Source organism: uncultured Nostoc sp. (genome assembly GCF_937863485.1).
Classification (GTDB): domain Bacteria; phylum Cyanobacteriota; class Cyanobacteriia; order Cyanobacteriales; family Nostocaceae; genus Nostoc.
Map to the genome: position 1 here is coordinate 1 of NZ_CALMFY010000082.1, position 13,012 is coordinate 13,012.

The 13,012-nt window shown below is 40.1% G+C and carries 7 protein-coding genes and 1 pseudogene; 4 read left to right on the plus strand and 4 right to left on the minus strand.

What is annotated here, in order from left to right; genetic code table 11:
* Positions 1-107: 107 nt before the first annotated feature.
* From Q0541_RS10940 to Q0541_RS10950, 3 genes are all read right to left on the minus strand, one after another.
* On the minus strand, positions 108-1,748 hold the full coding sequence (locus tag Q0541_RS10940; protein ID WP_298909558.1) for an AAA-like domain-containing protein: 1,641 nt from the start codon (positions 1,746-1,748) through the stop codon (positions 108-110).
* 451 nt (positions 1,749-2,199) lie between these two features.
* Positions 2,200-3,258: a serine/threonine-protein kinase gene (locus Q0541_RS10945; RefSeq protein ID WP_298909561.1), complete on the minus strand. Its 1,059-nt coding sequence runs from the start codon at positions 3,256-3,258 to the stop codon at positions 2,200-2,202.
* Positions 3,259-3,457: 199 nt separating this feature from the next.
* A complete protein-coding gene (locus Q0541_RS10950) occupies positions 3,458-4,351 on the minus strand; it encodes an alpha/beta fold hydrolase (protein ID WP_298909564.1) in 894 nt (297 codons plus the stop codon).
* 187 nt (positions 4,352-4,538) lie between these two features.
* On the opposite strand from Q0541_RS10950, the gene Q0541_RS10955 reads away from it, so the two are divergent.
* The gene (locus Q0541_RS10955; protein WP_298909566.1) at positions 4,539-5,321 is read left to right on the plus strand and encodes a Uma2 family endonuclease; all 783 of its coding nucleotides are present in this window, start codon (positions 4,539-4,541) and stop codon (positions 5,319-5,321) included.
* Between the two features lie 125 nt (positions 5,322-5,446).
* Positions 5,447-6,226 carry an MBL fold metallo-hydrolase gene (locus Q0541_RS10960; RefSeq protein WP_298909568.1) on the plus strand — a complete coding sequence of 260 codons (780 nt, stop codon included), beginning with the start codon at positions 5,447-5,449 and terminating at the stop codon, positions 6,224-6,226.
* 212 nt (positions 6,227-6,438) lie between these two features.
* Here Q0541_RS10960 and Q0541_RS10965 read toward each other — a convergent pair.
* Positions 6,439-7,389, minus strand: a pseudogene (locus tag Q0541_RS10965) (mechanosensitive ion channel domain-containing protein).
* Between the two features lie 111 nt (positions 7,390-7,500).
* On the opposite strand from Q0541_RS10965, the gene Q0541_RS10970 reads away from it, so the two are divergent.
* Complete coding sequence (locus Q0541_RS10970; protein ID WP_298909571.1) at positions 7,501-8,418, plus strand: histone deacetylase; 918 nt, start codon at positions 7,501-7,503, stop codon at positions 8,416-8,418.
* Between the two features lie 121 nt (positions 8,419-8,539).
* Positions 8,540-13,012, plus strand: a 4,473-nt coding sequence (locus Q0541_RS10975) for a translation initiation factor IF-2 N-terminal domain-containing protein (protein WP_298909573.1), incomplete at its 3' end; no start/stop codon positions are given.

Here is a 13,012-nt window from a genome sequence, read left to right on the forward strand (position 1 = left end):
ATATCTGGATAAGCGGAGGGTTTTGTCTATGTGTCGCATTCTTTTTTCAAATTGGTATTAAATAGTAATTGCAGATGAAAGTTCTATTGCACTCCTAATGTGGTTTTTTAATTTTTCAATCCCAAGCGATTCAAAAAATATTGACGATACAATTCACACAGAGGTATCACTTCATTACCTTGAAACTTAACTAACCCCATACTGCGGAGTTTAAACGCTTCAGTTGTGCCGACATCCACGGGGCGATTTGCCATCATCACTTGTTTAACCGCAACTAGCAATTCTGTATCCTCTTGCAAATTCAGCCAATGGCGGCGTAGATGGTCACTGTAAGGCCCTTCCTCAGTTGCCGCGATTTTTTGCAGATTTTCCAGCGTCATCCGACCACGGGCAATTTCATAAAGCGCTACCCGCACTAAATAAGGATGACCACCCACCAGTGTCATTAACTCTTCAATTTGTGAGTTAGACCAATTGAGTCTGTGACGCTGTACCAAGTTTTGTACTTGTATTTGATTTAAGTCTGGCAACTCAATGGGTAAACCCACATTAAAAGGTGACTGATTTATATTGAGTGGGATATAAACTTCCTTAGAATGCACAATCACCAACCGGAGATTTTTCCAAATTGTTTCATTCTTTGACCGCTCATGCCAAGCTCGTAGCAATCCAAAAAAATCAGCAGCAATTTTGGGATGCTTGAAGACTTCATCGACTTCATCTAAACCCAAAGCGATAGGGTTATTAATCGCGGGTAATAAATACCGTTGAAAGTAATTTGTACATTTATTCTTGCTACCTAAAACACCCTTCCAATACTCGTCTAACTTATCGGGTAGATTCAGTTCGTTAGTAATGCTGGCGCAGAACCACTGCAAAAACTGATCTAAATTACCGAGAAATTCTGCATCGGCTGACTGGAAATTCACGGGTGCAGTCTGATAACCATGTTGACTAGCATGATGGAGAACCCGCGACATCAGCGAAGTTTTGCCCATCTGCCGGGGAGCTTTGATGCGAATTAAGGCCCCTGGTTGAAGAATCGCTTCATAACAGTCTACCTCAATAGGCGATCGCTCGACATAGAAGGCAGAGTTTAGAGATACCTGCCCTTCTGGATTTTCTAAGGAGACTGCTGGTTTTCTCTGGTTATCTGGAATAGTTTCGTTTGCAAAAATAGCCCCTTGGGGATTGTTCCGACTTTTCAGCACTGGGGTGGAAGACTCTGGAATACTTTCTAAGTCAATAGCGCTACAGCCAAACTCATAGGCATCCTCATACGACCTATCAGCGCCCAGTGCATCATAAAAGCCTACCGCAAATTTAATCGCGGCGCGATCGCCAATTGCCCGATTCATCCCAACCACGCAGTTAATGTGTTGGTAAATTGCCTCAGCTTGCACCTCGCTATAGCAGGCATTTAATAAGATACACTCAACTTTGTCCTTAAATAACTTAAATAGCCTTGCCAGTGACTCTGTACTCACTAGCTGCATTTCCCCTATATTATTTTCCAAGGCTAAACCTTGATTTCCTCCACCATGTCCAGAAAAATGGATAATATGAGGATCGTGATCTAAAAGCGCCCGCCGCAAATCATCAGCACGCACTGCCCATTTAGTAATAAGTTCAAACTTCTCTCGGCTGCGAGAACGTTGCAACCCTTCCTGAATTTCCCTTACTTCCTCGTCCAAGCGAAGTTTATCTGTCGTTGTGGGATTAGCTGACACAATCAGGATTTTTTTCACAGCGCTATCAACTATTGAATGCAAGCTTCTAACTTAGATGTAGTTTACTACAGCAGATAACTGGACAATTACTGATAGCGCATTACCGTTAACGAGTTTTTTATCCTCGTGAATGAGTCTTTGAACTCCGTCAACGAGTCTTTTATCTTCTTTAAATATTATTTTATCTCCGTTAATGAGTCTTTTATCTTCGTTATCGAGTCTTTTATCTCCGTTAACGAGTCTTTTATCTCCGTTAACGAGTCTTTTATCTCCGTGAACGAGTCTTTTAGCTCCGTGAACGAGTCTTTTAGCTCCGTTAACGAGTCTTTAATACTCATGAAAATGACAGCAATTTTCACAAGCGTGGAATACACATAATTGTAGGGGCACAATATATTGTGCCCCTACACGTGTAGTTTATTCAATTGAAAACTACTGTAATCTTTAGCCGGATGCAACCTAACTAATCTTAATGTCCATTATCTTCTTGGCAACTTGCGTTTAAATAAAAACTTTGACATTTCCTAGCTTCCAATAATTCTTTAACCGGATCACCAGACTGACAACTCATCAAAGTTGCCTCCAGTGCAGCCAGTGTAACAACAGTGGCTAGTCCCAGCACTGTAGCTCGTTTTCTAGGTTTGATTATACTGACTAAAGTATCTATCGCAGTGGTAGTACCAACAACTTCAATAGGCTTGAGTACTTTCAAAGCAACAGCCGCATTAGCATAGCGACGTTTCCGGTTTGGTTCCACCATTTTCATCAACCACGACTGAAAACGCGGACTAATTTGAGGAACTAATTTCTGGAAATTAAAGCGATAGTTATCATCAATTAATTTCCCAATCTCAACAGAACGGGTATTAGTAAGTAAGCAAATTAGTGTAGCTCCTAAACTATATAAATCTGATGCCTCAGTCAGGGAATGACCAAACTGTTCCTCTGGTGGCATAAAACCTGGGGTTCCTGCTACAAAGCTACTAATAGCTACTTTTGCACCCTGTATCCTAGCTAAACCAAAATCAACCAGGTAAGCATTTAGTTGTTCATCAACCAAAATATTCTCTGGCTTAATATCCCGATGGATAATTGACGGAACTTGCTTTTGCAAATAAACCAAAATTTCTAAGATTGACAGAGCAATTTGCTTAATTTCTTCAGGATGAAAGCTGCGTCTTAATCCCAAGGATGGGGCATTTTTGTATTCTTGCACCAGATAAAAAACCCCTGGCATTTCAAAGCAATCTACATAGTGAGGGATGCGGGAATGATTCAGTTGTTGCAAGATTTCAATTTCGCGCTCGTAGGCTTTCACTCCTGATAAATCAGCACCTGCACGAGCAAAACAAAACTCTTTAATCACCACCTGTTGATTAGAGTTGAGGACATTAGCTAGATAAGTAATGCGTCCGCCTTCTCTATTGCGTCCTAGTTCGGTGATAACTTGATAGCCAAGTTCGGAAAAATCTGGATGGTGATTTAAGGGAATTATCCCTTTATATCCATTGTGCATATCAAGCTCCATTCCACTTCACATGAGTTTGATTTTGTCAAGGTGCAATAAAAAATAAGAGGGACTCACCCAGATTGTTAGCGGAATTCTTGCACCTACTAAGATACATAGGCACAAAGTTATTCTTGGTGACGGACACTTGGCTCAATGTCACACACAAGTGTCCTCAATGGTCAGTCTACTTTCGTCTTTGCGTCTTAGCGCAAAATTATCACCTTTGCGCTAGCCAATCGATAATCTGGGCATTAACAACATCTGGAACCTCATCGTGGGGACAATGACCGGCATTAGGAATGGGAACAATTTTGATTTCTTTGCCATTTTCCCGCGCCTTTTCGTAAATCTTAGCTCCGGTAATTGGTGTCCAAGGATCATCAGCACCCCAAATCACTAATAAAGGACGTTCGACTTTGGGCAATAGTTCCTCTGGACTTGGGCCAGGAGGGGCTGTAAGAATGGAGGCGAAAACTTGTTGCGCTCCTGGGTCGCAAGAAGGAGTATAAAGTAGATCGACTAATTCATCGGTGACGGCTTCACGGTTTCGGTAAACTTGGTAGAGGGTGCGGCGAATTTGGGCTTTTTGACGGATGCGGTTATAGACAAATTTACCTGTAATTGGCGATCGCACAAACCGATTAAAAGCTGCCATCACCATCTGTAGTGGCGGGTTCAATTCGTGGGGACGATGACTCAACCCACCCGCAGAGTTAATTAAAATACCACCAGCAGCAATTTCTGGATGTTCTACCAGTACAATCAAGCTCAAAAGTGCGCCGATAGAGTTGCCAATAAATACAGCAGGTTCGTCTATATGTGCTGTGCAGAAATCTTTCAGCAGTTCTACCCAAACTTCCACAGTGTAATCAATGGGCGCTTTATCGGAACCACCAAAACCCAAAAGATCCAAAGCAAACACCTGGTAGCCAGCATTTGCTAAAACTGGAATATTTTTGCGCCAGTGTCCAATGGAAGCACCAAAGCCGTGAACCAGTACCAAAGGGCGTCCTGTACCCATGACAGTGTACTGAATTTTGTAGCCTTGCCAAGTCCAAATGAGTTTTTCAAAAGCGTCTTGGGTTGCAAGCGGCTGTGTAGTTATTGTCATTATTAAGATTAATAAAGTCTTTCTTCAAATATACTAATGTTCTCTGACCTCAAATGAGGTCTCAACAAAATGCTATTTTGAAATCAGTCCCAGTTGAGTTAAAGTCTTTGCCCTATGACCTATTTTGAATTGGAGCGTACTCCTTTGGGGAAGCAAGCTAGCAAGAGCGTCTTGGAGAGAAGCCACCATGACCCTTTTTGCTAATCAACTTAAGACCGAAATTATCTACCCCAGCTCTGATTGCAAACCAATGGCGGAGAGCGACCCAGCACGGGATTATCTAATTTATACTGTAGAAGCCTTAGACATTTATTTCCAAGACCGAAATGATGTTTACGTATCAGGGAATCTATTTGTTTACTACAAAAAGGGGATTCCTAGTGCTGTGGTTGCTCCTGATGTCTTTGTGGTATTTGAGGTAGACAAGAAAAAGCGCGTCAGCTGTAAAGTTTGGGAAGAAGGGGGTAAAGTCCCTAATTTTATTTTGGAAATCACTTCTGCAAGCACCCAAGAAAATGATGAAGAGGATAAACCGAAGAAATATTCACTTTTAGGTGTGCAAGAGTATTTTCAGTATGACCCAACCGGAGATTACCTCAACCCACGACTAAAGGGTTCCTATTTATTTGAGGGCAAATATCAACCCATTACATCTAACTTTTTACCCGATGGTGTCTTGTATTTTCACAGTGAAGTATTGGGTTTAGACCTCAGATTGATTGACGGAAAATTGCGGTTTTTTGACCCCCAAACTGGGAGAAAACTGTTAAGTCATAAAGAAGCAGAACAAGCGCGACAAGAAGCAGAACAAGCGCGACAAGAAGCAGAACAAGCGCAAGAGGATGCAATACTTAGATTATTGGAGTTAGGCTTGAGTATAGAACAGATTGCCAGTACTTTTAGTTTATCGATGGAAGAGGTGGTACTTAGTTTATCGTTCGCCCAGGCGAGACGGTTTTATTCAGAGTGATAGGTAAAAATTGCTACAATTAAAATGATGATTACTTTGTGGTGAGAACGCAGTAGTAACTTCAATGCCTGCAATAAAGCTGACACGATTAGATAATGAAGGTAAGCGTTATCTTCACAAAATTTATGTTCTTAACTTGGTTAGACAGCAACTCTTGGTTACTAGAAATCGGTGAAAAGCGCATACTAATTGACCCTTGGCTGGTTGGTTCCTTAATTTTTAGCAATTTGGATTGGCTATTTAAAGGTTCGCGATCGCAAGAGCGCCCGATACCAGATAATATTGATCTGATCCTGCTGTCTCAGGGTTTAGAAGACCATACTCACCCACCAACGCTCAAGCTGCTGGATCACAGCATCAAGGTTGTAGCTTCTCCCAATGCAGCCAAGGTAGTACAGCAGTTAGGTTACACCCAGGTAACAGTATTGGCTCATGGTGAAACTTTCACTTTAAATAATCAAGTTGAAATCAAAGCTTTCCCCGGCTCTCCAATTGGCCCGACTCTGGTGGAAAATAGTTATCTCCTCAAAGAATTGGAGAGTGGTTTAACTGTATACTACGAGCCTCACGGGTATCATTCACCGCAACTTAAGCAGGCTGCACCGATCGATGTAGTGATTACACCATTTGTAGACATGACGCTACCTTTGCTTGGGCCGATTATTAAAGGACAAAATAGTGCCTTAGAAGTAGTAAAGTCGTTACAGCCTCAAGTAATATTATCTACAGCAGCTGGAGGAGATGTGGCGTTTGCGGGATTGCTGATGAAATTCATTCAGACTAAAGGAACTGCTGAGGAATTTCGTTCGTTAGTAGAGAAAAACAATCTTTCGACGCAGGTACTTGAACCGAAACCAGGCGATCGCTTTCAACTAACATTAGAAAAGCGAGCATTAGCAATTTAAGTTGCAGCTAGCCCTAGCGATTAGAAATCGCGACTATACAAACGTAGTCTACCTACACAGACTAACGAAAATCAAGGGTTTGCTAACCTGCAAAGGCAGGTAAAGTCTCATCTAGTTAAAACTTCTAGTCGCCAGGGCTAATTCCCTTCTCTAGCTGAATTATCTTGCATATACACTTTTCTAATCGGAAAAGGAATTTGAATTCTTGCTTGCTAATAGCGGTTGTGTAATTTTTTGACAAATAGATGTTTACCAATCCGCTGATCAAAGTATTCACTTACCCGCATATAAAGCGTAAAATCTATACTAAAATCATTAAAAGTATGAAATCTGATATATGGTTCACTTTCTTTTAATTCCGGTGCAATTTCTTGCATGACTTCTTTGGCAACTTCTACAGTCACTTTTTCAACTTCTTCCAAATCGCTATCATAACTGACACCCACATCCATTGTTAAAGTAATTTCCTTTGCGGGTAAATGATAGTTGGTGAAAATTGCAGTAGACAACTTAGAATTAGGAACAATGACTAGATTATTTGAAATTTCTTTAATTGTCGTATTCCGCCAAGAAATATCTATGACATATCCCTCATGTCCAGCATCTAATTTTACATAGTCTCCGGTTTTCACTTGCTTATAAATAATTAAGTAAAACCCAGAAAACAAATTTGCCAGTGTGTCTTGAAGTGCCAAACCAACTGCTATACCACCAATACCTAAAGTTGTGATTATTGGTGTGATTTAAACACCCACTGTTTGTAATATAATTAATGTTCCCAAAACGAAAACAGTAGCCTTAGCAAGATTAGAAATTAGTGATGTGGGAACCCCTTCTGCTCTGCGAATAAATAAATTAACAAAACCGACAGTCAATCTGGCTAAGACTAGGGTTACTGAAAACAGCAATGCGATCGTCAGAATTTTTTGCAGGACGATGGCAATATCTGGCTTGAGGGGAGAACTCAGAATTGCCCAAAAACAACCGGCGATGACAAACCAAATAAAAGTCATCCGGTGCAGAGAGCGAAATATAATTTTACTCCCAACAATTTGTTTATTAGTAACCAACGTTTCCAGTTTTTTAAAGATAACTTTTTCCCCAATTATTCCAGCCAAAAAGCCAGCTAGAATAAACCATGTCGGCGTAATCCATTCCATCATATAAATTTTAAATTTTGAGTTTTACATTTAGGAAAACAGCACTGTTGCTGCAATTATGGCTAAATTTTGCCTTGTTAGTTGTCGGATTACCTGCTTGAGATTTTCTGGATTATGGACTTGCCAATTATTTACCACCCAGATTACATTGCTCCCCTACCTGAAGGACATCGCTTCCCGATGTCTAAGTTCCGACAACTCTACGAATTACTGTTAGCTGATGGTGTAGCTAATCAAGAACAATTTCACACCCCCGAACGTCCGTTGCTAGAGTTGATAGAGTTAGTCCACACGCCAAGCTACGTTCAAGCTTACTGTGAGGGAACCCTAGATGCCAAAGCACAGCGTCGTATTGGTTTGCCTTGGAGTCCAGCATTAGCGAATCGCACCTGTGTAGCGGTAGGTGGTACGATACTCACTGCTAAACTGGCACTAAGTCAGGGTTTAGCTTGTAATACGGCTGGTGGAACTCATCATGCCTTTCCTAGTTATGGATCTGGTTTTTGTATTTTCAACGATTTAGCGATCGCCTGCCGCGTTTTACAAAAACTCGGACTTGTGCAGAAAATCCTAATTGTAGATTTGGATGTCCATCAAGGAGACGGCACCGCTTTTATCTTCCAAGACGACGACAGCGTTTTTACTTTTTCTATGCACTGCGAAGTCAATTTCCCCGGTACTAAACAAAACAGCGATTTGGATGTTCCTTTGCCAGTGGGAATGGAAGATGACGCTTATTTACAAACCTTAGCGAATTATTTAGCAGATTTATTGTCTAAAGTCAAGCCAGATTTAGTATTTTATGATGCAGGTGTTGATCCTCATATAGGCGATCGCTTGGGAAAATTAGCTTTAACCGATGCTGGCATTTTTCGCCGAGAAATGCAGGTTTTAAGTACCTGTATGAGTAGCGGTTATCCTGTCGCCTGCGTCATTGGCGGCGGTTATGCTGATGATATGAAATCTTTAGTCTGGCGGCATTCCCTGCTGCATCGGGCTGCTAGTGAAGTTTATCAGCAGTACAAACTTTGATGCAATATTTATTCTTGCAAAAATCCTAATTTATTATTTGGAACGACAGATGAATTATCTGTGTTCATCTGTGGTTTTATTTTCCTAAATAGAAAAACTTTGTCGGCAAAGGCAGTACTGGATGAACAAAGTCAAACTCAGAATCTACGAACTAGCAAAAGAATTGAATTTGGATAGCAAGAAGCTATTAGCAATTTGTGAAAAACTCAACATTGCAGTCAAAGGCCATACCAGCACCATCTCAGAATCCGATGCAGAACGCATTCGTGTAGCGGCAAATAAACTAACAGCAAAATCCTCGAAAACTAAAACAAACTCTGAAGATTGGGGCTATATGTTCATAGCTTCAGCAATTGATAGTTTCATCCGCCATCTTGAAGGTGAAGCTGCCCTTAAATCATATCCTGAATTTAGGGAGCGGCGCGATCGCGCCAATGAGTTAATGTTGGAATGTGTCGGTAAAAAGCCTTGTCTATTTTATGTGCGTCGCAAAGGTGCAGCGAAAGAGCCAAGAGAAGAAATTTGGGATTTGACAATAGCAACAGATTCGGATGATTTTCAATTACCTGCAAGACTTGAGAAGCTCAGAAAAACTTTAGGATTCAGAGCGGCTGTACAAAAAGATGGACACGGCGGTTTAAAGATACTGTCGGCTCAATTGTTACAACCCTCACGAGGACACGCCGATAGCTATGCTGTACCGTGTCGCTTGCGTTTGCTACCGAATCATCAGCATCATCTCGACATTGCGCCGGCCACATTAAAACGCATAGCAGCTGCACCAGCTTGTGGCGATCATGTGCCTACAGAAGATCAGCTGAAAACTTGGAAAGCATTTTTGCAGATTGAGGAAAAAATTGCTAAAGCACGTCAATTTTGCGTGCGTTACATAGGTCATAACTATAACTTCAAAAGGCGGATTAGTTTTGAAATTGATGTAGCCTCAGCCACCCTTGACGGCTTTTATCAAAATTCCCTCGAAGTGGAGAATTTCTGGGAACGAGCAAGACAGGCAAAGAACGAAGACTTGAAGCTTTTTGAAACTGCTCCCATCGGAAAAAATTGGATTAACGGTCGTCAATTAGGGACTGTTGAAGAAGTTGATCCCAACCGTTGTATTATCAGCCTCAGATTAGAACGAGATTTAGGTGAATATATAGCAGCAGAGCGTTATAAATTGCCAGCTACTGGATTTTTATGTTTCGAGGCAGTTGGTGATATTCAGCAGATTCAGCGTAAGAAAAAAGCTTTGGATGATTTGAATAATGGTTACACCCAAAATCCCTATTTAGGCAATTTTTTATTTGATGCTTCCCAGGCTAGACAAATCAAAACAACTATCGAACTTCAACCACAAGATTTGTTATTATCTTCTGCTAATCCTGGTCAGAAAGCAGCAGTAGAAAAAGTACTAGCCGCTAAGGATCTTGTTCTCATCCAAGGGCCGCCAGGTACTGGTAAAACTACTGTAATTGCCGAGATTTGCTATCAAATTGCCCTTCGTGGTGGACGTACCTTAATTGCGTCTCAAGCCAATTTAGCAGTAGATAACGCCCTGAGTAGATTAGTTCATAACCCAGTGATTCGGGCTGTACGCAAGGGGAGAGCCGAAAAAGTTGGGGAGGAAGGACAGCCATTTTTAGAAGACCAAGTGATTGGCAGATGGCTAGAAAATACAGCAAATGACTGCGAAAACAATCTTACTCAACGGCTTGAAAATATCCAAACTTTCAGTCAATTACTAGCATCATCACAAAGATTCATAGCCTACTTCCAAGCCGAGGAAGAATTCAATCAGCAAAAAACTAAATTCAATAAAAATAAATTAACATTAGAGGAAAACTTTAAAAGTAAAGAAAAATCTTACAACGAAACTGTAGGACAACATAACGGGGTTGAATCTCTAATTTCAGGACTGGAAAACATCCTAAATATTGCACCAAATATCAACTGGGAAGCTCCAGAAGTGACAGATTTTTTGCCACTTCTTAAGCCCTACACAGAAGGTAACAGTTTAGTAGAAGAATTTTTAGCAAATGTTCGTAAAGCCATAAAATATACTGATGAACTTGACTTGGTGCGCCCGGCGATTGGTGCTTTTGGTTTAGCAGTTTGGTTGCGTGAAACTGTAGCAAGAGAAATTTCTGAATTTAAAACTGCTTTTATTTATGCTCAAGATGCAACTAAAGCTATGTCAGAAGTTGCAGCATCAGTGCAGATTGTCAAACAAAATTTCGCCTCGTTAAATCAGTTACAACCAGATTATCAGCAATATCTTACCAAACTGCAAAACATCCAGCAAACAATCCAGATATGGGAAAACCGCAAACGGGAAATAGATTATATTATCTCAGCAGTTAAAGAATGGAAATCTACAGCACCTTCTCATCTGTATCAAACTTTGAAAGATTGTCATCAATCAGGTTTACCACTAACAGAGAATTTAGTGGACTTGCCGCTAGGTTTGTTGATGTTTGCTAATACATTAAAATTACCAATAGTACCAAAAATTTACAATATTAACCTACCAGACTGGGAGCTATTAGCAAAAGCGATCGCTTATGAGATAGACGGAGGTTTCACTGACAGGCGGGGTAAACAGCATAACTTTAGCTATTTTTTACAACAAAATTTTAGTCAGATTCCAATGGTGCTATCAAAGACCGATTGCACCCAATGGCAAGAAACTTATCAACAGTTTAGTAATTATCAACTACTCAACCCCAAACAGCGAAAATTCCTGGTTGAGAATACCCAGGTTTTCTTATTTAGAATGCAAAAAACCTATGGTGCATCATGGGAATGGAATAATATCGACTCTACTCTCACCAGAATTACACAAGAATTACTGGATACTATTCTTATAAATGCACGTCAATGCGTTTTAAAAGTAAAAACGGAAACGGAACAACAGCTTCAGCATCTGCAACGACAATTAACTGAACTTCAGAAAAATGAAATCAGCCAACAGCAAATATCCGTTACTCAAGCTGAGGTAGAAAAAGCGCAGCAAGACGCTAATTTGCAACTTGGACGAGTTATTAATATTTTGCAAGAACTTAATCAGCAAAAGATACCTGCTCAATTACGCATTCTAACTGAACAATATCTTGCGACACAATCAAATATTTGGGAGCAGCCGCAAGAATTCTCAAAGCAAGTGAATTCCTGGGGAACTTGCATCAGTCAGCTTGAAACCTTAATTTCATTATTAGAACCTTTTGCTGTGCTGGAGATAATTAAAAATTCTCTACATGAGCATTTATCAAAACTAAAAGAAGAAGTTGAAACTTCTCTACAACAGCTTCAAAAATTACAAATTAGCCTCCGTGAAATAGAACAGAAATTACAACCACAGCCATCAGATAATTTGATAGTAGAAAGAAATTGGTGGTTGACAGAGTGGCAAAGAATACCGGATAAATTTAAGCCAGAAAATTCTGCTGCTAACTTGTTTAATATAGAGTTATTACGCAGCGTTAATATTAAATTTGAATCTTGCCAACAGCAACTTCAAAAAGAAGAAAATTATCTTAATAAATATCAAAATTTTGTACAAGATTGGATTGGAAAATTAAGACAGCCAACTGAAGGCGATCGCGATGATTTAAGGCGTATATATTTAGATAATGCCAACGTCGTTGGTATCACTTGTGTTCAAGCTGCAAATAGAGGTTTTTCTGAAGAATTCAAATCTTTTGATGTTGTGATCATTGATGAAGTTAGTAAGTGTACTCCACCAGAGTTACTAATCCCAGCTTTGAAAGGTAAAAAGTTAGTCATGGTAGGTGATCATCGGCAATTACCACCCATGCTTGATACTAGCACTTTAGAAGAAGTTGCTCAGACAATTGGCAATACACGAGAAGAACTACAATTCTTAGAAGAATCACTGTTCAAAAGTCAGTTTGAATCTGCTGATGAAAGCATCAAACAAATGCTAACTACACAATATCGAATGCATCCCTTTATTATGGGTGCAATTAATCAGTTTTATGATGGTAAACTAGAATCTGGTATTTTGGAGCCGGATACAAAACGCGCACATCATCTAGCAGGCGAAATTATCCAAGAATCTCAGCATCTTATCTGGGTAAAAACGCCTATAGAGAATCAGTTTTTAGAGCAACGAAATGGAACTTCTTACTTTAATACTCAAGAAATTGATGCGATTGAACGTCTGTGTCAGCAGTTTGAGAGTACTTGGGCTTTTAAAGTTGCTAATGGTGAACCGAAAAAAGAAATTGCTGTAATTACGTTTTATGGCGCTCAATTAAGAAAAATTGATGAACGTCTGCAATCTGAACTTTTCCCTTCTCTAGAAATTCGTACTGGTACAGTAGACAGATTTCAAGGTATGGAACGACCTGTTGTAATTGTGAGTATGGTTCGCAATAATAATAAAGGAGATGTGGGATTTGCTAAGAAACCAGAACGGGTAAATGTTGCATTTTCTCGCGCTCAAGAACTGTTGATAATTGTGGGTTGCCATAATTTATTTACCCATCAATCAGGTAAAGTCGGAAATATGTATTCGGAAGTTTCAAATATTGTAAGTCTTCATGGAGGTTTTGTAGATGTTTCTCGCCTCTTC